The sequence below is a fragment of the Streptomyces chryseus genome, assembly GCF_014650755.1.
GTDB classification, from domain to species: domain Bacteria; phylum Actinomycetota; class Actinomycetes; order Streptomycetales; family Streptomycetaceae; genus Streptomyces; species Streptomyces chryseus.
Genome location: NZ_BMVO01000004.1, coordinates 184471 through 208343, shown reverse-complemented (window position 1 = coordinate 208343; position 23873 = coordinate 184471). Strand labels below are relative to the sequence as shown.

General features: G+C 73.3%; 24 protein-coding genes. 7 read left to right on the top strand and 17 right to left on the bottom strand.

Features of this window, described 5'->3' with window-relative positions; translation table 11 throughout:
- Positions 1 to 114 precede the first annotated feature (114 nt).
- The gene (locus tag IE185_RS09915) at positions 115 to 1626 is read left to right on the top strand and encodes a DUF6056 family protein (protein ID WP_373303702.1); all 1512 of its coding nucleotides are present in this window, start codon (positions 115 to 117) and stop codon (positions 1624 to 1626) included.
- Here the strand turns inward: IE185_RS09915 and IE185_RS09910 are convergent.
- The 8 genes from IE185_RS09910 to IE185_RS09875 all read right to left on the bottom strand — a co-directional run bounded on the left by IE185_RS09910 (position 1601) and on the right by IE185_RS09875 (position 9560).
- Positions 1601 to 2050, bottom strand: coding sequence for a GtrA family protein (locus tag IE185_RS09910; RefSeq protein WP_138895538.1), 450 nt, complete (start codon positions 2048 to 2050; stop codon positions 1601 to 1603). The two genes, IE185_RS09915 and IE185_RS09910, sit on opposite strands and share 26 nt — an antisense overlap.
- Positions 2047 to 3030, bottom strand: coding sequence for a glycosyltransferase family 2 protein (locus IE185_RS09905; RefSeq protein WP_138895547.1), 984 nt, complete (start codon positions 3028 to 3030; stop codon positions 2047 to 2049). The genes IE185_RS09910 and IE185_RS09905 overlap by 4 nt, the downstream gene beginning before the upstream one ends.
- Before the next feature lie 146 nt (positions 3031 to 3176).
- Positions 3177 to 3440: a hypothetical protein gene (locus tag IE185_RS09900; protein ID WP_229843427.1), complete on the bottom strand. Its 264-nt coding sequence runs from the start codon at positions 3438 to 3440 to the stop codon at positions 3177 to 3179.
- Between the two features lie 104 nt (positions 3441 to 3544).
- Positions 3545 to 5167, bottom strand: coding sequence for an alkaline phosphatase D family protein (locus IE185_RS09895; RefSeq protein WP_373303701.1), 1623 nt, complete (start codon positions 5165 to 5167; stop codon positions 3545 to 3547).
- A gap of 211 nt (positions 5168 to 5378) precedes the next feature.
- Complete coding sequence (locus IE185_RS09890) at positions 5379 to 6635, bottom strand: hypothetical protein (RefSeq protein ID WP_229843426.1); 1257 nt, start codon at positions 6633 to 6635, stop codon at positions 5379 to 5381.
- 183 nt (positions 6636 to 6818) lie between these two features.
- A complete protein-coding gene (locus IE185_RS09885; RefSeq protein WP_138895540.1) occupies positions 6819 to 7688 on the bottom strand; it encodes a DMT family transporter in 870 nt (289 codons plus the stop codon).
- Between the two features lie 27 nt (positions 7689 to 7715).
- Positions 7716 to 8504, bottom strand: a complete 789-nt coding sequence (locus IE185_RS09880; protein WP_138895541.1) for a DUF998 domain-containing protein — start codon at positions 8502 to 8504, stop codon at positions 7716 to 7718.
- Between the two features lie 120 nt (positions 8505 to 8624).
- Positions 8625 to 9560 (bottom strand): phosphatidylinositol-specific phospholipase C, encoded by a 936-nt coding sequence (locus IE185_RS09875; protein ID WP_138895542.1) that lies wholly within the window; start codon positions 9558 to 9560, stop codon positions 8625 to 8627.
- A gap of 179 nt (positions 9561 to 9739) precedes the next feature.
- On the opposite strand from IE185_RS09875, the gene IE185_RS09870 reads away from it, so the two are divergent.
- Positions 9740 to 10285 carry a DUF2165 domain-containing protein gene (locus IE185_RS09870; protein WP_138895543.1) on the top strand — a complete coding sequence of 182 codons (546 nt, stop codon included), beginning with the start codon at positions 9740 to 9742 and terminating at the stop codon, positions 10283 to 10285.
- Positions 10286 to 10330: 45 nt separating this feature from the next.
- Here the strand turns inward: IE185_RS09870 and IE185_RS09865 are convergent, their stop codons facing one another.
- Positions 10331 to 10531: an antitoxin gene (locus IE185_RS09865; RefSeq protein ID WP_138895544.1), complete on the bottom strand. Its 201-nt coding sequence runs from the start codon at positions 10529 to 10531 to the stop codon at positions 10331 to 10333.
- Between the two features lie 96 nt (positions 10532 to 10627).
- Here IE185_RS09865 and IE185_RS09860 point away from each other — a divergent pair, with 96 nt between their 5' ends.
- Entirely contained in the window at positions 10628 to 11188 is a 561-nt protein-coding gene (locus tag IE185_RS09860; RefSeq protein WP_138895545.1) for a dihydrofolate reductase family protein, read from the top strand.
- Between the two features lie 10 nt (positions 11189 to 11198).
- On the opposite strand, the gene IE185_RS09855 is transcribed toward IE185_RS09860, so the two are convergent.
- The 4 genes from IE185_RS09855 to IE185_RS09840 form a co-directional block, all read right to left on the bottom strand.
- On the bottom strand, positions 11199 to 12668 hold the full coding sequence (locus IE185_RS09855) for an FGGY-family carbohydrate kinase (RefSeq protein ID WP_189715000.1): 1470 nt from the start codon (positions 12666 to 12668) through the stop codon (positions 11199 to 11201).
- Between the two features lie 43 nt (positions 12669 to 12711).
- Positions 12712 to 14043 carry an MFS transporter gene (locus IE185_RS09850; protein WP_138897746.1) on the bottom strand — a complete coding sequence of 444 codons (1332 nt, stop codon included), beginning with the start codon at positions 14041 to 14043 and terminating at the stop codon, positions 12712 to 12714.
- A 107-nt stretch (positions 14044 to 14150) separates the two neighbouring features.
- Positions 14151 to 14924 carry a DeoR/GlpR family DNA-binding transcription regulator gene (locus tag IE185_RS09845; RefSeq protein WP_138897747.1) on the bottom strand — a complete coding sequence of 258 codons (774 nt, stop codon included), beginning with the start codon at positions 14922 to 14924 and terminating at the stop codon, positions 14151 to 14153.
- The gene (locus IE185_RS09840) at positions 14921 to 15565 is read right to left on the bottom strand and encodes a histidine phosphatase family protein (RefSeq protein WP_138897748.1); all 645 of its coding nucleotides are present in this window, start codon (positions 15563 to 15565) and stop codon (positions 14921 to 14923) included. Before IE185_RS09840 ends, IE185_RS09845 begins: the two co-directional genes overlap by 4 nt.
- A 164-nt stretch (positions 15566 to 15729) precedes the next feature.
- Here IE185_RS09840 and IE185_RS09835 point away from each other — a divergent pair, with 164 nt between their 5' ends.
- Positions 15730 to 16773, top strand: coding sequence for a 2-hydroxyacid dehydrogenase (locus tag IE185_RS09835; RefSeq protein ID WP_138897749.1), 1044 nt, complete (start codon positions 15730 to 15732; stop codon positions 16771 to 16773).
- Positions 16770 to 18227 carry an FGGY-family carbohydrate kinase gene (locus IE185_RS09830; protein ID WP_138897750.1) on the top strand — a complete coding sequence of 486 codons (1458 nt, stop codon included), beginning with the start codon at positions 16770 to 16772 and terminating at the stop codon, positions 18225 to 18227. The genes IE185_RS09835 and IE185_RS09830 overlap by 4 nt, the downstream gene beginning before the upstream one ends.
- A gap of 27 nt (positions 18228 to 18254) precedes the next feature.
- Here IE185_RS09830 and IE185_RS09825 read toward each other — a convergent pair whose 3' ends face one another.
- Positions 18255 to 19328 carry a fatty acid desaturase family protein gene (locus tag IE185_RS09825; protein WP_189714998.1) on the bottom strand — a complete coding sequence of 358 codons (1074 nt, stop codon included), beginning with the start codon at positions 19326 to 19328 and terminating at the stop codon, positions 18255 to 18257.
- Positions 19329 to 20066: 738 nt separating this feature from the next.
- Positions 20067 to 20546, bottom strand: a complete 480-nt coding sequence (locus IE185_RS09820) for an NUDIX hydrolase (RefSeq protein ID WP_138898519.1) — start codon at positions 20544 to 20546, stop codon at positions 20067 to 20069.
- A 208-nt stretch (positions 20547 to 20754) separates the two neighbouring features.
- On the opposite strand from IE185_RS09820, the gene IE185_RS09815 reads away from it, so the two are divergent.
- Positions 20755 to 21510, top strand: coding sequence for a ZIP family metal transporter (locus IE185_RS09815; RefSeq protein WP_138898518.1), 756 nt, complete (start codon positions 20755 to 20757; stop codon positions 21508 to 21510).
- Positions 21511 to 21516: 6 nt separating this feature from the next.
- Here the strand turns inward: IE185_RS09815 and IE185_RS09810 are convergent, their stop codons facing one another.
- Positions 21517 to 22731, bottom strand: a complete 1215-nt coding sequence (locus tag IE185_RS09810) for a sialidase family protein (protein ID WP_138898517.1) — start codon at positions 22729 to 22731, stop codon at positions 21517 to 21519.
- Positions 22732 to 22891: 160 nt separating this feature from the next.
- Positions 22892 to 23410: a metallophosphoesterase family protein gene (locus tag IE185_RS09805; protein WP_138898516.1), complete on the bottom strand. Its 519-nt coding sequence runs from the start codon at positions 23408 to 23410 to the stop codon at positions 22892 to 22894.
- 165 nt (positions 23411 to 23575) lie between these two features.
- Between IE185_RS09805 and IE185_RS09800 the strand changes: the two genes are divergently transcribed.
- Entirely contained in the window at positions 23576 to 23767 is a 192-nt protein-coding gene (locus IE185_RS09800) for a DUF6381 family protein (RefSeq protein WP_138898515.1), read from the top strand.
- Positions 23768 to 23873: the final 106 nt, after the last annotated feature.

Sequence of the window (23873 nt, the reverse complement as noted above, 5' to 3'; positions counted from 1 at the left end):
GGGGCTCCGAGCGGCGTGGGCTGCCGCCTGGACGAACCGTCGCCGGGTCACGATGCCGAACGGTGGACAAGGTTCCGCTTTCGGATCGGGACCCGGCGGAGAAGAGGAGGCCTTGTGACGGCTGCACCGGGCGTTGCCATTCCGCGCGAACCGGTACCGGCCGGAGGCGGCCCGGGGCGGGGGAGCGGAAGGAGCCGGGGTCTCCACCGGTCATGGACGGGCGTCCTGACGGCGGTCCTGTGCCTGCTGCCGCTCGGACTGCTCGTGGCGGGCGCGTGGCTGGGCCGCCATGTCCGCCCCAGCGCGGACGAGTGGTGCTTCCTGCCCAAGGTGCGCGACCTCGGCGTCTGGGGAATGGTCGAGAAGTTCTACGTCACCGACAACGGCCGGATCGGCAACGGCCTGCTCGTCGGCCTGTACGCGCAGTTCCCCGTCGCCGGCCACCAGTGGTTCGCCCTGATCAGCGGTGTCGTCATGCTCGGCGTGCTGTGGGCCCTGACGGTCCTGGTGCTGCGCAGGTCCGGCCGGACGGCGCCACGCGGCATGCCGCTGCTCGTGGCCTCCATGATCACGGCGGTCTTCCTCTTCGCCACGCCCAACACCTACAAGACGTTCTACTGGCCCGCCGCCTCCGTCTCGCACACCCTGGCCCCCGTACTGGCGTGCGCGGCCGCCCTCCCGCTCCTGCTGGCCCGCGGCCGCCGGGGCAGGGAGATCGCCCTGGCCGTCGTGTTCGCCTCCGGCGTCTTCATGGGCACCCTCTCGGAGGAGGCGTCGGTGGTCTGCCTGGTGGTACTGGCGGGCATCGTGCTCCTCGGCCGCTGGATCCTCACCGAGCGGGCCCGCGCCGCCGCCCGCTGGTGGTCCCTGGCCGGCATGGCCGGAATCGGCATCGGAACGCTCGTCCTGATGACGTCCCCCGGCGGGCGCAGGCGGCGCGAGCGGTTCGGCCTCGAAAGCACCTCCATGCTGGCCCCGGAGTCCCTCGTCGCGTCGCTGCGCGGGTACGCGCACATCCTGGAGACCGTCCTCACCACCTGGCAGTACGCCGGCGCGCTCGCGGCGGGGGTGCTGCTCGGCCTGCTGGCGCGCGGCCGGGCAGCGGGCGCACCGGTCCTGCTCCCCGTCCGCCCGCTGCTGTGGACCGGTTTCGGCACCCTCGCCTTCCTGGTCTCGGGCTACCTCTGCACCGTCATCACGTACCCGGTCTTCGGCGCGCGGGTGATGACCGCCCAGCGCACCTGGAACGACTACCTGCTGCTGTACGTCCTGCTCCTGGTGGGCGCCGGCGCGTTCCTGGGACGTGCGGCGCGCCGGCGCGAGCGGCGTACCGGCGTGGCGACGGCGGTCGCCGCGGTGGTGTGCGCGGTGGCCGTCGGCGGGCTGGCCGTTCCGCTCCACGACCTCGGCCAGGACATGCGGGTACGGGCCCAGAAGTGGGACCGCCAGGACCGGTTCCTGCGCGCACAGGCGGCCGCGGGCGCGAAGTCGGCGCCCTACACACCGCTGTCCGTCGCCGGGACGCTTGAGCCGTTCGGGGGCAAGGGACGCAAGTCATGGCCGGCCGGCTGCGTCGCGGACTACTACCGCCTGGACCGGGTCACTTACTCGACTCGGCTTCCGTGACCGGCTCCGCACCCGGCGGCTGCGCCGTGCCCGAGGCCCGGGTGGCGGCCGCGCCGGAGACGATGGCCCACCGCGCCAGCAGGAAGGACAGCGGCGTGACGAGCACACCGGCGGCGAGCGCGGAGATGTTCTCCGGCAGGTGCAGCCGGCTCACGGCCACGTACAGCAGGATTCCGCTGCCCACGACATTGGCCGCGCCCGACAGGGGGTAGCGGACGAAGGCGCGCCAGGTCGGCTTGGTGCGGAGGGTGACGTACGAGTTCAGGAGAAACGATCCGACGACGCTCACCGCGTAGCCCACCCCATGGGCGACCAGGTAGGGCAGCCAGATGTTCAGTGAGGCGTACACCGCGTAGTAGACGGCCGTGTTGACGACGCCGATCGCGGCGAAGGCGGCGAACTGGCGCAGGCCCCGGGCGTTCATCCCTCCGGCCGGGCCTGTCCCGCGGGCTCCAGCGAGAGACCCGGTCCCAGCACCGTGGCGGTCTCGTCGGTTTCCCGGACCACGTAGTGCGGGCGGCGCTTCGACTCGTCGTAGATCCGCCCCACGTACTCGCCGATGACGCCGAGCGTGGCGAGCTGGATCCCGCTGAGGGCGACGACGGCGGTGATCAGCGTGGCGTAGCCGGGGGTGTCGACACCGTCCAGCAGGACGTTCGCGATGATCCACAGCGCGTACACCAGGGCGGAGAGGAAGAGCCACAGGCCGGTGTGGATGGCGAGGCGCAGCGGGCGGCTGTTGAACGAGATGAGCCCGTCGATGCCGTAGTTCAGCAGGTGGCGGCCGCTCCACTTGGACTTCCCGGCGGCCCGCTGGACGTTCTCGTACGTGAAGCTGACCGTGTCGAAGCCGATCCAGGAGAACAGCCCCTTGGAGAAGCGGTTGTTCTCCGGGAGCGCCAGCAGGGCATCGACGGCCCGGCGCGACAGGAGCCGGAAGTCACCCGCCCCGTTCACGACCTCGACGTTCATGCAGCGGCGTACGAGGCGGTAGTAGGCGCGGCACAGGGCGGTGCGCAGGACGCCCTCGTTGGCCCGGTCGCGCTGGGCGACGACCTGGTCGTACCCGTGCTGGTGCAGTTCCAGCATGCGGGGGATGAACTCGGGAGGGTGCTGCAGGTCGGCGTCCATGAGGACGACCGCCGCGCCCCGGGACATGCGCAGGCCGGCGAGCATCGCCGATTCCTTGCCGAAGTTCCGGCTGAAGGACGTGTAGCGCACCCGCGGGTCCGCCGCCGCGAGGTCCTTCAGGATCGTTATGGTCGCGTCGCGGCTGCCGTCGTCGACGTAACAGATCTCGAAGGCCGAGCCGGTCGGTTCGAGAGCGGCGACCAGGGCGTCATGAAAGGCCGCGAGCACCTCGCTCTCGTTGAAGCACGGCACGACGATCGACATCTGGACCATGGTCATATCACTCCATGCACGGTTCCCGGTACATGCGCTGCCGCCTCCAGTGGAACGCGGGGGCGCGCCGGGGGCCGTCCCAGGCACTCCACACGGGTGATGGGGCCCGGGACGGTGGTGTGCGGGGAGTACGGGTGACAGCGGCGTCACCTGTGCCGCTTGCGGCGGGCGGGGGTGTCGGTGACCTCGCCCTCGCCGGAGCGCCGCGCGCCCGGGTCCTCGCCGGAGGACTCCACCCCGGCCAGGCTTTCGCCGTCCGCCGTGCCGCCCTCGGCCGGGTAGCCCTCGCGGGCGCTCGCCGTGCCGGGTACGACTCTTTCGTGCCTGGCGCTCGGCGCCGGAGTGCGCGCCGGGGCCCTTCTCCGTGCGCGGGCGGGGCCCGCGGTCCGGATCGCGCGCTTGCTTCTCACTCATCGCACACACCTCGTTCCTGGGTGTCCACAACCCCGCTGACCTGCGGAGTCTTCGCGCCTTAGGGGTACCCGCACGGTACGTGTGACAACCCCTGCGGGGGTCAGGCAGGGGTGAGACCGGGCCGGCCGGCTTCGGTGACGAAGGAGGCCGCCGCGGTGAGCGTCCCGCCCGGCCTGGTGACCTCCGAGACGGTCTTGAAGTCCGCGCGGGCCCGCTCCGTCTCCAGGGTGATGACGGTGTAGCCGCGACGGCCGTTGTAGAACTTCAGGTGCGGGTTGGCTGCGACGAGGTTGTCGAAGTTGGCGGGCCTGTCGGAGCCGTCCTTGCCGCTGGAGACCGAGGTGGTGGCGATCTCCGTGCCGACGGTGCGCGAGGCCGGGTCGTCGAAGTCCTTCTTCAAATCGAAGCCGTATCCGACGTGGGCGTCGCCCGCCAGCACCATCAGGTTCTGCACGCCGGCCGCCTCGGCTCCGTCGAGGAACCGTTTGCGCGCGGCGGGGTAGCCGTCCCAGGCGTCCATGGACAGCTTGTAGTCGGCGGTCGGCAGATCACGCCGCCGCGCGAAGGTGACCTGCTGCGGTACGACGTTCCAGGTCGGGCCCGAATCCTTCCAGCCGTCGAGCAGCCAGCGCTCCTGCGTCTCGCCGGTCATGGTGCGCGACGCGGCCTCCGACTCCGGGCCGGGCTTGTGCCAGCCGCCCCCGTACGCCCGTTGCGAGCGGTACTGGCGGGTGTCGAGGATGTCGAACTGCGCGAGCCGGCCGAAACGAAGCCGCCGGTAGAGCCGCATGTCCGCGCCGTCGGGCCGTTGCGGAGAGCGCAGCGGCTGGTTCTCCCAGTACGCCCGGTAGGCGCCGGCGCGCCGGAGCAGGAACTCCTCGGGCGGGACGTTGTCCTCGGAGGTCTCGTCCGCGTAGTTGTTCTCGGTCTCGTGGTCGTCCCACGTGACGGCGAACGGGTGCGCGGCGTGCGCCGCCATCAGGTCCGGGTCGGACTTGTAGAGGGCGTACCGCAGCCGGTAGTCGGCGAGCGTCGTCGTCTCGCGGTCGAAGTGCGCGGGCAGATGGCGGTCGGTGTAGGCGCGGGAGCCGCCGGCGCCGTCGACGGCGTACTCGTAGAGGTAGTCGCCGAGGTGGACGACCAGGTCCACGTCCTCGCCCGCCAGGTGCCGGTGCGCGGTGTAGTAGCCGTGGTGGTACGCCTGGCAGGCCACGGCGGCCAGGCGCAGCCGCGACTTCACGGCGTCGCGCGCGGGCGCGGTGCGGGTACGGCCGGTCGGACTGGCCCAGGTCCCGGTGCGGAAGCGGTAGTAGTAGCGGCGGTCCGGGGCGAGGCCGGTGGCCTCGACGTGCAGGGTGTGGTCGAACTCGGGGTGCGCCGTGACGGTTCCGCCCGTGACCCGGCGCAGGAACGCCTCGTCGTGCGCGAGTTCCCAGGTGACCAGCACCCGTTTGTCGGGCAGGCCGCTGTCGGGTTCGAGGGGGCGAGGGGCCAGCCGGGTCCACAGCAGCACGCTGTCGGGCAGCGGGTCCCCGGAGGCGACGCCCAGCGTGAACGGGTTCTCCGTGATCTTCCTCGGGTCCAGCTCGGCCGCACTGGCCGCACCGGCGGCCGGCAGGTCGGTCGCGAAGGCGAGCGCGGCGGCGGCCGCGGTGAGGGTGAGGAAATGGCGGCGTCTCAGCCGCCGGGCGGCGGCGCGGAGCTCAGGCTGATGACTGTTCATATGCCGCGTCATATGCCCGCTTCGCGGCTTTCTTGATCACCGCATTCGAGTGGTGCGGCGTTCACGGGCGACGTACCCCGGGACGCGGGCCGTCACAGGTCCCGGCTGTGCGACGCCGGCGCGCCGACCGTGAACGCCGGCGAGGGCGGCCGGGACCCGGCCGCCCTCCGTACCGATGCCGCTGGTGCCTCGGCCCGTCCCTGCCGGACCGTCAGGCGCCGTTCGCCGTGTCGGGCTCCTTCTGACGGCGCAGCAGGGCCGAACCGGCGAGGACCGCGCCGACCGCGGCGCAGGACACCGCCGCGGCGTCCGCCCACGCGAAGGACTCACCCAGACTGCTCTCCAGCAGGTCCACCGTGCCGACGCTCGCCAGCGCGTGCAGGGCCACGATGCCGATGGCGGTCGCGGCGCTCGCCGCCCAGACGCGCACGGTGTCCCGTACGGCCAGCCACACGCCGAACACCAGGCAGAGCACGGTGACGGCGATGGACAGCGCGTCCGCGTAGCCGCCGGAGCGCAGGTGCGCGAAGTCCGTAGGCAGGTGGATCACACCGCAGGCGAAGAGGAGCACCGCCGCGGGCCATCGCAGTACGGAACGCAGGGCCGGCGAGGGGGTGTCGTCGCCGAGCGCGTCGCCGACGGACGGGACCGTGCCCCGGGTGCCGACGGTAGGCCACGGGGTGCGGCCGCCCGGCCGCTCCGCGCCGGCGGCCGGCTCGGCGGCGGCGTCGCGGCTGCCGGCGAGCGGCGTCGTCACGGCCTCGGTCTTCACCGGGCTCTTCCGCGCGGCGGCGGGCTCGGCGGCGGGGGAGTGCGCGTGGTCGCTCTCCTCGTGACCCAGGATGCTCACCAGTTGCGCCACGTCCTCGATCGGCCTGCCCACGGCCGCGGCGCGCAGCGTGGTGTCGGCCTCGTCCACCTCGTGCGGCGCCTCGTTGAGCATGGCGACCAGCTGCCGGACCTCGTCCAGCGGGCGGGCCACGGCGGCCGCGCGCAGGGCCTCGTCGCCGGGGCTGGGAACCTCTCCGGTGTGCCTGAGCAGGCTCACCAGCGCGGCGACCTCCTCCAGTGGCCTACAGGTGGCCGCCGTCCAGAGCAGAGTCCGTATGGGTTCCTCGCCCGGGTCCAGGTCCGGGTCCTGCGGCCCGGCGTCCGCCGCACTCCCGTCGGCGGCCTTGGCCTTCGCGGCGGCCACCCGGGCGGCGTCCTCGTTCGCCACGGCGACGCGCGCGGCGGTCTCGTCCCTCGGGGGTACGCGCGCGGCGGTGTCGTCCGCCGGGGTCACGTGCCCGGCGGCCCCGTCCGCCGGGGTCGCGCGCGGGGCGGCCTCGTTCGCGCGGGCGCTCCGGGCGGCGGCCTCGTCCCTGGCGGCCGCGTAGGCGGCGGCCACGTACGCCGCCGCGTCGTCGGGCGGCTGCGAGCGGTCGTCGTTGCTGGGCGTGGGGGGCTTGGTCGGGTCGGTTGTCATGGCGCGGCTCCGTTCGCCGTACTTCCGGTGGCACACACCGTTCGGTTGTCGTGCGCCACCTGGACGCACGCTTTGCACCATCAAAGGGGCATGTGCGGCTGTTGCGCCATCCGGGCAGGGCAGAAGGGGGGTTCCGGCCGGCCCACGACGGCGGCCCGCCGTGCCGCGCGGGCACCGCCGTCGTCAGGTCGCGGGGGTGTCCTGCTCCTCCGTCCTGACCCGCGGCAGCAGCAGTACGCCCCAGGTGACCATCACCGCGCCGATGCCCTCGGGGACGAGCCACCACCCCGTGCGCACCTCGTCGCCGTACACCAGCATCCCGAGAGCCACGCTGACCAGTGCCTCTCCCAGCGTCAGCGCGGGCTGGGAGGCCACCAGCGGGCCGGACTCCATGGCATTGGCCAGCAGGAAGAGCGCGCAGGCGCCCGCCACCACGAAGCCGTACGTCTGCCAGCAGGCCAAGAAGGCGCCGAAGCCGTGCTGTTCGAACGTCGTGGTGGAGAACTTCATCAACGTCGCCGTCAGGGCGTAGCCGATCGCGGAGGCCGAGCTGAACAGGGCCGCGCGCGCCATGCCCCGCGGCCGCGGCAGGGCGGCCAGTACGCAGGCCGTCATGGCGCCCCCGGTCGTCACCAGGGTCAGCGCCCACACGGCCGGCGAGACCGCGGAGTGGCGTTCGTACGGAGACGCGGCGGCCAGGGCGACACCGAGACCGACGGCGATCATTCCGGCCGCCGTCCAGCCGGCCGCCGGAAGGGGACGGCGGGAGACCATGCAGGCGATCAGGAGGGTGAAGGGCAGCTCGCTCACCAGGATGGGCTGTACGAGCGACATCGAGCCCAGGGTCAGGGCCAGCGCCTGGCACGCCGCGGCCACGACGATGACGGCGATGCCACCGAGCCATGCCGCGCTGTGCACCAGGTGCGGGATCAGCCGGAAACTGAACGCGTCACCCGGGGGCACTCGCCGCGCGGCGACCCGCTGGAGCACCGTGCCGGTGGCGTTGCCGACCGCAGTGAGCACGGCGAACAGCACGGAGAGTACGGATGCCACGCGGCGCTTCCTCCGGTTCGCGGGAACTCAGGAGGTACGGCCGGCCGGCCGGTTCTCCGGGTGCTGCGGCGGTGCGATCCCCGGCAGCGGTCCGGTCGCGGCTCCCTGCGCCCGACCGCCGCCGGACACGCGCAGTGCGCGGGCCAGGAGGGCGAACCACAGCCCCACCAGCAGCAGATGCGCCCGCTGCGGCAGCCCGTGCCAGCCGGGACTGCCGATCAGCGGGCCGACGGTGCTGACGGCGGAGACGAGCGCGCCGGCCAGCAGGAGGGGGGCCCAGCGCCGGATCAGCGGCGTCCGGGAGGGTGCGGACGCCGCCGCCACGCAGAACAGCACCATGGAGACGAAGAGGAAGAAGTGCACCAGCCCGCTGGTGACCGTGTGCCACGGATGCACGGCGCGGCAGGCCGGCTCCAGGGAGGGCGCGCAGCCCATGGGCAGCATGACGTCGGCGAGCGAGGACGCCCCGAATCCGCACAGCGCCCACCAGCCGCCGCGCGCGGCCGCCCCCGGCAGCAGGTCACGGGCCAGCAGTGCTCCCGCCATGACGAGTACGGCGCACGCGATCTCCATGCCGCCGAACAGCGCCCTGAAGGGCTGGTCGGCGGCGAAGAGTTCGCTCACGTACGAGTGCCGGGCATCCAGGCCCGTCGGCAGGGACAGCTCCAGCAGCCAGCCGTTGTACAGGAGCGCCGCGCCGGCCAGCGCGACTGCCGCCGCTCCGCGCCGTCCGTCGGCCCGCCGCCCGGGCCGTCCGGGTTCCACGGGCCGTACGGACGGTGTCCGCCGGGCGGGCGTGCTGCGAGTCAGGTACATCGTGACGCTCCGAACCGGGCGGTCGTGGCGGCACGCGTCAGGGGGACGCTCGGATCGGTGAGCGTGGCCGCGGCGCCGCCACACGGAAGAGGCATGGTCATCGCCGCTGGTCTAGCGGGCTCAGCGCGCCCAGTCCAGGACCTGACGCCTTTTCTCACCCGTGTGGCTCCGCCGGGCGGACCCGGCGTTGTGCCGGATCAGGGACTCCACCAAGCCCGGGCGGGTGTTCGGGAAGTCCATCGGCACCACGCCCAGCCCCGTCCAGCCGCCGGCCTCCGCGCCGTCGAGGAAGCCGTGCACTCTCGGGTTGAGCCGGTCGGAGTTCCAGCGGGGCGGCAGCAGCGCCGACGTGCTGACGTAGTTCAGGAACAGCTTGCCCGGCTGCTGGGCGGCTTTGCGGAAGTGGGCCTCGATCTTGGGGTACTTGGCGCCCGGCTCGGCCATGTAGTCGTCCTGGATGTCGAAGAGCGCCGGGTCGCCGTACCGCACACCGGGCAGTCCGCCGTTGTCGGCCAGCAGGACGACCCTGCCCCGCGCCTGTCCGAGCGCCGGCAGTCCCGCGTCGATCCGGAAGAGCGGCCGCCACCCCTTGCCGTCCAGGTAGAGGTCGAAGATCCGGCGGAACTCCGCGTCGGCGGCCTCCGAGTACTCCTGCTTGACGCGCATCAGGACCGTCTCCGAGGGGCGCTCGCGCAGGAAGTCCCGGCAGGCGATGAGCACGTCACCGAACATCAGGTTCTGGTAGTACGCGCCGTGGTGGATGGCGAACGAGTCCCCGGTGACCCGGCACCGTACGTCCAGGAAGCGGATGCCGGCGCGCAACTGATCGGCGACGGCCGTGTTCTGGCAGGCCACCCACGGGCCGCCGACCCGGGCGCCCGAGTCGTGGGTGCCGGGGATCGTCAGCCGCTGGATCGGAGTGGAATCACCCAGGCCCGCCATCCAGTCCTGTACGGACAGGGTCCGCGGCGCCGCGACGGCTCCCGTCGATCCGAGCAGGGCGGTCGCGGAGACCGCCGCCGCTCCGGTGAGGAAAGTGCGCCGGTCCACGCTCATGTGCCTGCTCTCCCTCGGTCGGCCAGTGATCGCCGACCGCCCGACCGGCCCGTGAAGTATGACGTGCACAGGTCACATCTACCAGAGTGCCGACGCCTTCACAGCCGCCCCGGATCCGGGACACTTGAAGGAGGGCCGGACGACGCCCGGTCCCTCAACTCCCCTATGGAGAGGTGCACATGACTGCCAGAAACCCAGGTTCAGCCGCGCGGCCTCTCGCGGTCGCGGCCACCGGGCTCGTCGCCACAGTCGCGCTCTACATGGCGCTCGTGGCCTTCGGGAACATCACGGACTTCGGTACGAACCAGGAGTTCGTACGGCACGTCCTGGCGATGGAGACCACGTTCAAGGACGAGGACCTGATGTGGCGTGCCGTCGAGTCGAGGACGGTGCAGGACGTCGCGTACGTCGCGATCATCGTGTGGGAGACCGTGGCCGCGCTCGTCCTGATCGCGGCGAGCGTGCGGTGGGCCGTCGCCCTGCGCGGCGGCGGCTTCGCCCGGGCGAGGCGTACGGCGAGCCTCGGCCTGCTCATGGTGCTGCTGCTCTTCGGCGCGGGCTTCATCGCCGTCGGTGGCGAGTGGTTCGCCATGTGGCAGTCGGAGGACTGGAACGGGCTGGAGGCCGCCACCCGGAACTTCCTCGTCGCGGGGCTCGCCCTGGTGGTCGTCCATCTGCCGGCGGGGGAGGACGGGCGGCGGGCGCCCGGAGACAGCACGCGGTGAGGGCGGGACAGAGTCTGTCGCGCCCTCACCGGAGCAATGCTGAGGTCAGGGCTGGGGCGGCCGGTCCTGGCCGGTGCCCTGGTCCCCGCCGAACTCGTTGCGCAGCCGCTCCTGGCCGGTGTCGACCTGGCCGCTGTACTTGCCCTTGGTCCGGTCGTCGACGGCGTCGCCCGCCTTGTCGGTGCCCTTCCCGGCCTGGGACTCGTGGCCCTTCATCATCTGCTTGAGCTTGTCCATCATGGACATGAGCTAGCCTCCTAGCTGGTCGCCCCCACCCCTACAGGGTCCCCGCACCTCACGCTGTCCGCATCCGCGAGCCCTGACGACCCGGCGAGGACTGCGATGCGAAAGATCATTCTGATGATGTCGGTGTCCCTCGAGGGCTTCTTCGAGGGCCCCGAAGGGCAGATCGACTGGCACCTGGTCGACGACGAACTGCACGGCTACTTCAACGAACGCCTCAGCGCCATGGGTGCCTTCCTGCACGGGCGACGCACGTACGAGCTCATGGCCGACGTCTGGCCGACCGCCGACGCCGATCCCGCGAACGCCGGCCCCACGGCCGAGTTCGCCGGCATCTGGCGGGACATGCCGAAGTTCGTGTTCTCCAGGACGCTGGAGCGGGCCGACTGGAACACCACGGTCGTGCGGGACGTCGACCCCGACGCGATCAACGAGCTCAAGGCGCGGCCCGGCGGGGACATGGCGATCGGCGGCGCCGACCTCGCCGAATCGTTCATGCGCCACGACCTGATCGACGAGTACCACCTGTGCATCCATCCGGTGCTCATCGGTAAGGGCCGACCTCTGTTCCCCGTGGCGGACGCACGGGTCGGTCTGCGGCTGGTGGAGACCCGGACGTTCGGCAACGGCGTACTCCTCGTCCGTTACGCCAGACGGTGAGCGAGGCCGCTCACCCCGCGTCCAGCCAGCCCCGCGCGCGCAGCTGCGCGACGAAGCGCTCGTACGACTCGTCCAGCGCCGCCCGCTCCCGCTCCACCGGCTCCACCGCCCGCCCGGCCGCCGTCATGGCCGCCGCGCTCGCGGTCAGGTCCGGATGGAGGGTGCCGGCGGCGGCGAGCAGGGCCGCCCCGAACGCCGTCTGGGCCCGCTCGGCCACCCGCAGCGGCCGGCCCAGCACGGTGGCGCGGATCCGCGTCCACAGATCGCTGCGGCTGCCGCCGCCCGCCGCGTGCAGCGGTCCGCGCACCTCGACGCCCAGCGCCCGCACGCGCTCCAGGGCGAGCCGCTCCAGGAAGGCGACGCCCTCCAGCGCGGCCCGGTGCCCGTCGGCCTCGTCGCGCGGCGTTCCGGCCACAAAGCCCCGGGCGTCGCCCGAGACGAAGGGGAACCGCTCGCCGTCGCGCCGCAGCGGATAGTTCAGGCACGACGCCGGACCCCGGGCGTCCGCCGCCGCGTCCAGGCCGGGCAGCCGGGCCGGGTCCACGGCCGAAAGCGCCTCGCCGCCGGTGTTCGACGCGCCGCCGGGCAGCCACCAGCCGTCCGGGTGGCGGTGGCTGTAGAGGGCGCCGGACGGATCGGTGACCAGCTCACGGGTGACGCCCTTCAGTACGTACGTCGTACCCAGTACGCCGACGAACTGGCCCGGTTCCACGGCGCCCGTGGCGATCTGGCCCGCGCAGCCGTCCGTCATGCCCAGCCGGACCCGGCAGCCGACGGGCAGGCCGGTCTCCGCCGCCGCCTCCGCCGAGACCGTCCCCGCCTCGGAGCCGGGCGCGTGCACGGCGGGCAGCAGACCGGGGGAGACACCGAAGGCGTCGAAGACCTCGCCGGCCCACTCGCCCGCGCGCGGGTCGTACCCGGTCTTCAGGGCGTGGCTCCAGTCGGTGGCGACCGGGTGCCCGGTGAGTCTGCGGCCGAGCAGGTCCGGGGTGTGCAGCACGAGGTGGCCGGGGAGCGCCCGGTTCGCGCACCAGACGAGCTTCCCGAGCGCGGCCGTCGGGCCGACGGTCAGGCCCAGTGCCCGCCAGCGCCGCGCGCCCAGCTCCTGCGCCTTGGCGTTGAGGTCGGCGGCCCGCCGGTCGTCGTACATCAGCGCCGGGCCCACGGGCTCCCCGTCCGGGGCAGCCGGGACCAGGGTCCCGGAGGTGGCGCAGACAGCGACCGCCACCACCTCGGCGCCGCCGCCCGGCAGCGCCCCGGTGGCCTGCCGCAGGGCCGCGGCGGTGGCCGGCCACCACGCGCGGGCGTCCTGCTCGCTGCGCCCGCCCGCGCCGCGCACCGGCGGGGGGAGCGCCGCCCGGCCCTCGGCGAGCACCCGCCCGCGGGCGTCGGCGCACACCACTCGCACCGCGGCGGTGGCCACGTCGATGCCGGCCACGACGGGGACGGGGGAGCGGGGGGCGTCGGCGGTGGGGCTCATCGCGGGACGGGTCCTTCCGGGTGCGGGAGACGGGGGCTTCGGGTCAGGTGGTGGCGCGGGCGGCGACCGGCACGGCGGCCTCGTGGAGGGACTTGCCCTGCGCGATGGCCTCCTCCGACGCTCGCGGCAGCCGCAGGAAGAGCGTGAGGACGGCGGCGACGACGTACAGGCCGGCGAAGATCAGGACGACGCCGTCCCGGCCAAGCGGCCCGAGGAACAGCGAGACGATCGCGGGCCCCACGAAGGCCGCGCCGCCCGCGCCGAGGTTCAGCAGCGCCATCGCGCCGCCCTTGTTCTCCGGGGCCAGCGACGGCATCAGCGCGGAGATCGGGACGAAACCGGCGAGCGTGGCGCCGTAGACCATGCCGACACCGACCGCGACCCAGTAGTTGTCGGTCATCAGCTTCGGTACGAAGTACAGGGCGAGGACGCTCACCGCGCAGCCCACCGCACCGAACCAGCCGATGGTGGTACGCCAGCCGATCCGGTCGCTGACCAGCCCGAAGAGCAGGTTGAAGAAGATGTTGGTGGCGAACATGATCGACAGCAGTCGCAGCCAGTCGCCGTCACTGAAGCCCATCTCGTCGGTGAAGAAGGCCGGGAGGATCACCCACAGGCCGAACTGCGGAGCCGTGTTGATGACGCGCACCACGCAGCCGACGGCGACCTTCGGGTGGGTCCAGGCGATGGACAGGCTGCGGGCCAGCGACTGCACCGGCTTCACCCCGGGCGGCGCGAGCCGGGAGTACCCGGTCCGCTCCCGTACGCCGAGCAGGCAGAAGGCGCCGCCGATCGCGATCAGGGCGAGCGCCACCCAGAGCGTGCCGAACTTCCCGAAGAGGGGGTTGGTGACGGACGCGGTGAGCGAGCCGAGGGTGGGCAGGCCGCCGGTGAAGGCGAAGTAGAACCAGCCGACGGCGGCGCCGAGCCGGGCGACCGGAGCGGTGGCCGTGACCCACACCAGGAAGGAGAACGCGAAGAGCGGATAGCCGAAGCCGCGCAGCCCGTAGAAGAGCAGCATCAGGGCGTAGTTGTCCTGGGCCGCGCCGAACGCGAGGAAGAGGATGTCGAAGACGATCCAGATGGCGAGGCCGAGCTGCATCACCCGCCGCGGTCCCCACAGTTCGGACAACGCGCCCGACAGCCAGGAGGCGAGCATGACCGTGACGCCGTACGCGGTGATCACGTAGCTCGCGCGGACCTCGCTGCCCGCGCCGTTGCCCTCGATGAACGGCGCGATGAAGCCGGACTCGACCCCGTCGCCGATCATGAAGATCAGGACGCCGATGAACCCGAAGAGGAGGGGCCTCGGAATTCCCACGCGATCCCAGACGGTCTCTCCCGCGCGCGCGGCGGATGTGGCGGTGCTGCTCATTGCTCGTGCCTCCACAGTGACGTGCCCTGGCCCGCGGACCTACGGCCGCGCCGGAATGCATCATGACCTCTGTGAAATTAACACGCAAGAGTTTAAGAACCTTGTTGTCACACGGCGGGTGCGACGCGGACGTCCGTACGCTCCCCCAGGGCCGCCAGCAGCTCCCCGTCCACCCCGGCGTCCACCACCAGGTGGTCGAAGTCCTCCAGGGGGGCGAGCCGGTGCAGCGCGGTCCTGGCCAGCTTCGTACGGTCCATCAGCAGCACCTTGCGCGTGCCGGAGGCCAGCATCGCCCGCTTGACCAGCACCACGTCCTGCTCCTGGTGGTACGTCATCCGGGCGTCCATGGCCGAGGTGGAGACCAGCACCATGTCGACTGAGAGCGCCTCGATGGCCTCCAGGCACGGCACGCCGAGGAAGGAGTCGTGGGTGCGCGAGTACTCCCCGCCGAGGGAGATGAGCCGTATCTCCTCGTGGCCGGCGAACACGTCGACGACCCGCCGGGCGTTGGTCACCACCGTCAGCGGGGCCTGGTCCGCCAGCAGCGCGGCCAGCGCGAGCGCGGTCGTGGAGTCGTCCAGCATCACCGACATGCCCGGCTCGACCAGCTCGGACGCGGTCCGGGCGATCGCCTCCTTCTCGGCCCTGTTGACGCCGAGGCGGTAGTCGAGATTCGACTCGAAGACGGTGGAGGGCAGCGCCGAGACCCCGCCCCGGAACCGGCGCAGCACCCCGCGCCTGGCCAGTTCGTCCAGGTCCCGGTGCACCGTCATCAGACTGACGCGGGTCAGCTCGGCGAGTTCGGCCCCGCTCGCCGTGCCGTGCTTGAGGACGTGCTCGGTGATGATCTGCCTGCGGGCCTGGGCGCCGGTCGTCGTCATGTGCCCAAGTTTCGCGTACCGCCGTGGAGAGGTGCCCAGGTGGGGACGTTGAGCGAGCGCAGGGCGGTGTCCGCGTCGCTCACCTCGATCTCGGTCACCGCCGCGTTGTCGAGCCGGGGGAACACCAGGCGGTAGCGGCCGACCGGGATGGAGAGCATCGCGCACAGCGCCATGCGCAGCAGGGTGTTGTGGGCCACCACCAGCACCGTGCCGCCCGCGTGCTCGCGCGCGATGCCGCGCAGCGCGGTGGAGGCGCGGGCCGCCGCCTCGGACGCCGGCTCCGATCCCGGGAAGGCGCCCAGCTCGGCGTCCTCCATGAAGCGTCGTACGGCCTCAGGGTCCTCGGCGGACATCTCCGCGATGGTGCGGCCCTCGCCCCAGCCGAAGTCCACTTCGCGCAGCCCCTCGACGACCTCGGGCCGCACGCCGAGCACGTCCGCCGCGGGCCGGGCGGTCAGCCGGGCGCGGCTGACCGGCGAGCAGGCCACGGCGTCGACCCCCCGGTCCCGCGCCCATTGCCCGAGCTCCTCGGCCTGGCGCAGCCCCTTCGAGGTCAGCGCGACGTCGGAGACGCCGGCGTACCGGTTCTCCGCGTGCCACTCGGTCTCTCCGTGCCGTACGAGCAACAGGCGTGCTGCCATGGACGATCTCTCCCCTGAGCCGCGGCGGCGCGGCCCCCGGAGGCAGCGCCGGTCCATTGATTCTTCAAAACAATGATGTTAAATCTATCAGCGCCAGTGTTAGTGGCGCTGCGGCAACGCCAGACGCGCACCGCCACCGCGACCCCCGAGAAGGGCCCCGCCCCATGCGCATCCTCGCTGCCGGCGATCATTTCGTACGCCCCGACCTCCTGCGCGCCGCGCTGCGCGAGGAGCTCGGCGCCGCCCACGAGATCACCGAACTCACCCTGCCCTGGCCCCACGAGCCGTTCGGCCCGGTCGGCGACGTCCACGAGGCGAGCGGCTCCGAGGAAGAACTCGTCGAGGCGCTCGACGGCGCCGAGATCTGCGTGACCCAGATGGCGCCCTTCACCGAGAAGGTCTTCACCGCCTGTCCGGACCTGCGGATGGTCGCCGTATCCCGGGGCGGGCCCGTCAACGTCGACCTTGCCGCGGCCACCCGGCACGGCGTCGCCGTCTCCTTCGCGCCCGGCCGCAACGCCCCCGCGGCCGCCGAGTTCGCCATCGGTCTGATGCTCGCCGCCATGCGGCGCATCACCACCGCCGACGCCGAACTCAAGCGCGGGAAGTGGCGCGGCGACTTCTACGCGTACGAAGAGGGCGGCATCGAACTCGACGGCGCCACCGTCGGACTCGTCGGCTACGGCGCCATCGGCCGCATCGTCGCCCGCGTCCTGCGGGCCTTCGGCGCCCACGTCCTGGTCGCCGACCCCTACACCGACCCGCACGCCGCCCGCGCCGACGGCGTGGAACCGGTCGCACTCGACGAACTCCTGCGCCGCAGCGGCGTGGTGAGCCTGCACGCCCGCCTCACCCCCGAGACGCACCACCTCATCGACGCCGCCAAACTGGACCTGCTCCCCGAGGGCGCGGTGCTGGTCAACTCCGCCCGCGGCGGCCTCCTCGACTACGCCCCGCTGCCCGGCCTGCTCCGGAGCGGCCGCCTGGGCGCCCTCGCCCTCGACGTGTACGACGTCGAACCCCCGCCCGCCGACTGGCCGCTGCACGACGCCCCGAACGTCGTCACCGCGCCCCACCTGGCCGGCGCCACCCGGCAGACCGCCCACCGCGCCGCCGCCATCACCGCCGGTGAGGCGGGCCGTTTCGTACGCGGCGAGGCGCTCGCGCACCCCGCCAACCCCGAGGTCCAGGAGGCCGCACGGCCATGAGCGTGATCATCGGCGTCGACATCGGCACCTCCGTGACCAAGGCCGTCGCCTTCGACGGCGAAGCGAACCCGCTGGCCTCGGCCACCCGCCGCAGCAGTGTGGTGCGGCTGTCCGGCGGCCGCGTCGAACAGGACCTCGACGACGTCGTCCGTACGGTCGCCGAGGTCGTACGGGAGACCGCCGCCGCCCTTCCGGTTCCCCCCACCGCGCTCGCCCTCACCGGCCAGGGCGACGGCCTGTGGCTGCGCGACGCGGACGGCCGCGCGGTGCGCCCCGCCATCTCCTGGATGGACGGCCGCGCCTCGGACCTCGTCGCCCGCTGGCTGGCGGACGGCACGGCCCAGGAGGTGTACAAGCACACCGGATCCGGCATGTTCCCCGGCTGCCACGCCCCGCTCCTCGCGCACCTTCGGGAGCACGAGCCGCAGACCCTGCTCCGCGCCGCCACCGCGGGCTACTGCGTCGACGCGGTCGCCCAGCGCCTCACCGGCCGGGCCGGCGTGGACGCGTCGGACGCCACCCTGCCGTTCCTCGACCCGGTGAGCCGCACGTACGCGACCGAGGCGCTCGCCGCCTGCGGGATCGAGGACCTGGCGCGCCTGCTGCCCGCCCCGGCGCCGCCCGGAACCGTCCTCACGCTCGACGCCCACGGCGCCGCACTCCTCGGGCTGCCCGTGGGGCTCGCGCTCACGGCGGGTCCGTACGACCTGCCGGCCTGCGCGATAGGCAGTGGCGTACGCGATGTCGGCGACGGACTGCTGATCGTCGGCACCACCCTCGCCTGCCAGGTCCTGACCGACCGCGCCCGGTCGGACGCCTCCACCGAACCGGCCGGCATGTGGCTGTGCACCCCCGATCCCGGCCGCTGGCTGCGCGCGATGCCCGCGATGGTCGGCACCGCCGCCCTCGAATGGTTCCTCGCGTTCACCGGCGCCGGCACGGCCGACCTCGACACGCTGCTCGCCGAGAGCCCCCCGGGCGCGAACGGCGTCACCGCGCTGCCCTTCCTCTCCGACGCGGGGGAGCGCGCCCCGTTCGTGGACCCGGCCGCCCGCGGCCGCCTCGACGGCCTCACCCTCGCCCACACCCGTGCCGACGCGGTACGGGCCATGTGCGAGGCGATCGGTTACGCCGCCCGGCACTGCCTGGAGGCCGCCGGCCTCACCGGCACCCTCGCGGCCTGCGGCGGCGGCACCCGTTCCGGGCCGTGGGCGCAGTTGTTCGCCGATGTCCTGGGGCGCCCGGTCCGCATCCCGCTGGAGAACGAGGTGGGCGCGCTCGGCGCGGTGCGGGTGGCGCGGCGCTTCCTCGGCGAGGCACCGGAGACCATGCCGCAGCGGTTCCGCACGGTGGAGCCGCGCCAGGAGTCCCGCGCGGTCTACGAGGACGGCTACGCCGCCTACCGCCGCGCTCTGGACGCCGCCCGCGCCCAGTGGGCTCAGCCGCCGCGCTGACGCCCGTCCGGCGCGTGCGCCGCCGTCCTAGGCCTCGGCCGGGGCGGCGGCCCTGCGGGCCTCGCGGATCGGGGCTCCCGCCCGGTGCAGGCTGGTGAGCGCCTGACGGTACGACGTGATCAGGCTGGTCTCCAGGTAGCTGATGCCGAGGTCCCGGCAGTAGTCCCGGACGATGACCTGGGCACGCCGCAGGTGCGGGGTGGGCATGCTGGGGAACAGGTGGTGCTCGATCTGGTAGTTCAGCCCGCCGAGCATCAGGTCGGTGAACCGGCCGCCGTGCACGTTGCGCGAGGTGAGCACCTGGCGGCGCAGGAAGTCGGGGCGCTCGTCGCCGGTCAGGATCGGCATGCCCTTGTGGTTCGGGGCGAAGATCGATCCCAGGTAGACGCCGAACAGGCACTGGTGGACGGCCAGGAATGCTATCGCCATGCCCGGCGGCAGGACCAGGAACAGCGCGGTCAGGTACACCGCGAAGTGGGCGAAGAGGAGGGTGCCTTCGAGGGTCCGGTGCTTGAGCGAGCGGTTGGCCAGCGCCCGGACACCGGCGACGTGCAGGTTGAAGCCCTCCAGCGTGAGCAGCGGGAAGAACAGGAACGCCTGCGAGCGGCCGAGCAGCCGGGGGAGCCCCTTGGCGACGCGCGCCTGGTCCTGGGACCACACGAGGACGTCGGGGAGCACGTCCGGGTCGAGCTCGGCGTGGTTGGGGTTGGCGTGGTGACGGGTGTGCTTGTCCTGCCACCATCCGTACCCCATGCCGATGCCGAGGTTCCCGGCGAGGCGGCCCGCGCGCTCGCTGGCCTTGCGCAGCCGGAAGACCTGGCGGTGGGCGGTGTCGTGGGTCACCAGCGCGACCTGGCCGAAGACGAAGGCGAGGAAGCCGGCCACCGCCAGTGTCCACCAGCTGTCCCCGACGAGGACGAAGGCGGCCCAGCCACCGGCGTACAGGGCGGCCACCGCCGCGATGCGGGCCGTGTAGTAACCGGGGCGGCGCCCCATCAGTCCGGCGGCGGCGATCTTCTTGTACAGCCGCGCGAAGTCACTGCCCGGCTTCTGGTACGGCGCGGGCGGGGGCGGGGGGCGTACGGAGGTCTGCACTGGCATGTGACGAGTCCTTCTGACGGGGGCGGGGGCGGGGGCGTATACGGGGCCGGACACGCGGGGGGCTGTGGGGTCCCGCGCGGGCGGGTGGTCCTGTGGGCCGCGGCGGGACTCACGACGGCCATGTGCGGATCTGAGGTGGGCGGAGGCGGCGGCGGGACCGGGGGGCGGCCGGGGCGGCGGAGTGAGCCCGGCAGGGGGCTGCCGACAGGGGCGTCCCGGCTTCGTGATCTCGGCGACCCGGCCGTCGGCGGCGCGGGCGACGGCCGTTCTCTGCCCACGGTAGTCCACCCGCGACCGGCGACCCTCCGGCGCAGGGCCTTCCGGATCTCCCCGGAGCCCCTGCCGCCCCGCCCGCCCTAGGGGACACGGCCCGCGCCCCTTGTGGCGTGAATCACTGCGGTCCGGTACCCGCCCGGCCGGATACGACGCCCCGGCGGGCGTCGGCGGCCCCGCTCGGCGTGGGGTGCGCCGCACTTCCACCGCGCGGTCGCCGGCGCATTCCTCGTCCGCGCGGACCGGCTCGCTCAGCGGCGGCGGAAGGCCGGGGCTGCGGACGATCGCCGCGACCGCCCCGGCAACACGGCCCGATGAACGCCTGAGACGCGTGAACCTGCGACGCGTGAACACGTCTCCCCGTACGGCCGGCAGCCCCCGGGCGCGTTCCCGTCCGGTGGCTCCACTGTGGCCCGGACGCCCCTGCCCGGGACATCCCCGCGGGCGGGCGGCCGGGGGCGGGGATCACCCCCGCCGCTCCGCCAAGTGCCGGGCGAGCCGGTCGAGGAAGACACGCTGGCCCGTGACGAGCCGCTTGTGCGCGCTCTCGGGCGTGCACCACGCGGCCTCGTCGATCTCGGGAAAGTCCTGCTGTACGCCGGAGCCCCTCGGCCACTCCATCGTGAAGGTGCCGAACTCCGCCAGCGCCGGGTCGAGATCGGCCTCGATCGCCCAGACCGTGACGATCTTTCCGCTGGGCTGACGGGACTCGCCGAGGGGGACGAGCTCTCCGTCGGGCACCGGCAGCCCGAGCTCCTCCGTGAACTCCCGGCGCGCGGCCGCCTCCGGCGTCTCGTCCGGCTCGTACTCGCCTTTGGGGATCGACCAGGCGGCGGCGTCGCGGCCGGCCCAGAACGGACCGCCCATGTGCCCGATGAGTACCTCGGTGCTGCCGTCGTCCGCGTTGCGGAACAGGAGGAGACCCGCGCTTCGTTTACCCGACATACCGTCAAGTCTGCTCGCCCGGGAGGCCGGACACCATCGTGCGCGGCCGTGTCGCCCCGCCGGACGCCGTCGCGGGCGCCACCCGACCCGAGAGCCGGCCATCGCGGCGCCCACGGGCCCAGGCACACGCGGGCCGCCGCACGCCCCGTTGGTGTGCGAGGTGGCGCGTTCCTGCTGTCGGGGCGCGGTTCCGGGGTACAGGGAGGCCATGGATCACGTGGTGCTTGCGGGGATGTGGGGGCTGGTGGCCGGTTCGGCCCTGCTGCTGGGAGCCGTGCTCGGTTACGGAGTGCGCGTCCCGCAGTGGGTGGTGGCGTCGGTGATGGCGTTCGGAGCCGGCGTACTGCTGTCCGCGGTCTCCTTCGAACTGGTCGAGGAGGCGTACGACCAGGCCGGGCTGGGTCCTGCGGCGATCGGGACCGTGGGCGGGGCGGCGGCCTACACGGTGGGCAACCTGTGGCTGGCGCGGCGCGGGGCCCGCCACCGCAAGCGTTCCGGCCACCGGCAGGCCCAGCCGTCGGAGGCCCAGCAGGCCGGGTCCGGCCTGGCGTTGGCGCTCGGCGCGCTGCTGGACGGGGTGCCGGAGTCGGCGGTGATCGGCGTCAGCCTCGTCGACGGCGGGGCGGTCAGCACGGTGACGGTGGTCGCGGTGTTCATCAGCAACGTCCCGGAGGGCCTGTCGAGCTCCGCCGGCATGCGGCAGGCCGGGCGAGGCAAGAAGTACGTCTTCGGCATCTGGGGCGGTGTCGCCGCCGCGAGCACGGTGTCGGCGGTGCTCGGCTACGCCGTCGTCGGCGCGCTGCCCACCGCCGTGATCGCCGCGGTGACGGCGGTGGCGGCCGGGGCGATCCTCGCGATGATCGCCGACACGATGATCCCGGAAGCGTTCGAGGACGCCCACCTGGCGGTCGGCCTGATCACGGTCAGCGGCTTCCTGGTGTCCTTCGCGCTGTCGCACGCGTGAGCGCGGTCACCAGGCGGCTGACAGTGCGTCATGGGGGAGACGGGCGAAGCGGATGGTCTCGTGCGTGGCCCGCGGTCCCGTCTCGTACAGCAGCCCCACCCGGCCCACGCCCGTCTGCACCAGGTCCGAGTAACCGGCCAGGTCCCGCGACACGGACCAGGCCGGCCGCCACGAACGCCCGCCGTCGTCGCTGGCCCGCACCTGCATCCGCCGGCGGCTGTCCGGGTCCGACGGGCCGGAGTACAGGAGCGGACTGCGCGACGGCGGCCCGGCGACCTGCAGCACGCTGCCCTGCACCATGGGGCCCGTCAGCCCCGGCTGCGCCCGGAAGGGCACGGACAGGGACACCCCGCCGTCGGCGCTGTACGCGTCCGCGCGGGAGCCCCCGACGGTCCGGTCGTGATCCCGGGAGTTGATGTAGACGGTGCCGTCGGGGAGTTCGGCGAGCGTGCTCTCGTTGAGCGCGAGGGGGCCGTCGCCGTCGACGGATCCGCTCACGTACCCGAGGCGCCAGGTGTGCCCGCCGTCGTCGCTGTAGAGGGAGTGCGCGCCGCTGCGCCCGGTGGCGCCCGAGCTGTGGTTCGCCGGTACGAGCAGCCTGCCCCGGTGGCTCCCCTGGCGCAGGGCGACGGCGTGGCCGGGGCCGACGGCGTACCAGCGCCAGTCGGCCGGCTTGACCGCCTCGGTGATGTCCCGCTGCGGCGACCAGGTCCGGCCGCCGTCGGTGCTGCGCTGCACGTACACGCGGCGGACCGATGCGGCGACGCTGCCCGACGTGATCTGCCGTTTCGTGGCGCCGCCGAGGGTCCGGCAGGTCACCAGCACGATGTCCCCGCTGCGGGGGTCGATCACCGGCACGGGGTTGCCGACCGTGTCCGTACCGGCGTCCGCGACCAGCTGGAGGGGCTGCCAGGTGCAACCGCCGTCGAACGAGCGCCGCAGGACCAGGTCGATGTCACCGTCGTCCGCCGAGGAGTCGCGCCGGCCCTCGGCGAAGGCGAGGAGCGCGCCGCCGGGCACGTGGAGCGCGGCCGGGATGCGGAAGGTGTTGTAGCCCGAATCGCCCGACCGGTACGGCACGGAGGCCGGGCAGGGAGGGTTGTGGTCGTACGCCGTCCTGCCGTGCGCGGCGGGGGCGGCCGGAGCAAGGGCCGCCCCCAGCCCGGCGATCAGGGTCAGCAGGAGGGTCAGTCGCCGGGTGGCAGTGGCACGAAGTCTCATCGCGTCTCTCGTCCGGTGCTGCGTCAGCGGAGGCTCGGCAGGGCGCGCAGGTCCGGCGCCTCTGTCCGGATGGAACATAACGACAGAAAGCGCCTGCCCCGGCGCGCGCCACGCCCGCGCCGGGGATCGGACGGCCGGGAACCGAGTCGGGCGGCCGGCGTCACCGGCCGGGCGTGACGCGCCGGGGCGGAAGCCGGTGCAGCCGCACCTCGCCCAGCCGCCCGTCTTCCGCGACGGCGGTCATGTACGTGCAGTACGGCTCCCGGCGCCGGTCCGTCGGCGACCCGGGGTTCAGCAGCCGCAGCCCGCCGGGAGCGGTGCTGTCCCACGGAATGTGACTGTGGCCGAACACCAGCACGTCCAGGTCCGGGAACCGCTCCTCGCACCGGCGCTCGCGCCCCTGAGCCCCTCCGGTCTCGTGTACGACGCCGAACCGCACCCCGCCGAACTCGGCCCGGGCCACCTCCGGCAGGCGCGCCCGCAACTGCGGCCCGTCGTTGTTCCCGTACACGCCGACCAGGAGCCGTGCGCGCGCTTCGAGGAGGTCGAGCGTGGCCGCGTCCACCCAGTCGCCGGCATGGACGACCGCGTCGGCCTCCCGTACCCGCGCGAGGAGCTCGGCGGGCAGTTCCCTGGCGCGTCGGGGCAGATGGGTGTCGGACATCAGGAGCAGGCGCACACGGACACCGTACGCACCCGGCCCGCCCGCCGAGGACCCGGCCGGTACCCGCGGGCGCGCCTTCGGCCAGGCCCGATAGCGGTGGGTGACCGTTCGGCGTGCGCGGACGCGCCGGCGCTGCTTCGCTGGTTGCGCCCGCTCTGTCCTGTCACCCGAGGAGTGATCATGAGCGCTGCAGATGAGTCCGGCGGCCGTGCCCAGGAGTTGCGCCAGATGGCGCGGGAGATGGACCAGGCCGCGGAACGTGCCGCCGACCCGGAACAGCGCAAGCGGCTGGAGGACAAGGCTCGCCGCCTCAGGGAACAGAGCGAGCAGGCAAGCAGCATGGGCGGCGGGGACATCTACCCCCCGCAGTAGCCCGTGCCCACGGCACCGGCCGGTGGCTGCCCCCGCGCCCCGGGCGCGCGCGAGGCCACCGGCCGGTCATGTGTCGCACCGTGAACGGTCCGGCCCCCCGCGAGCA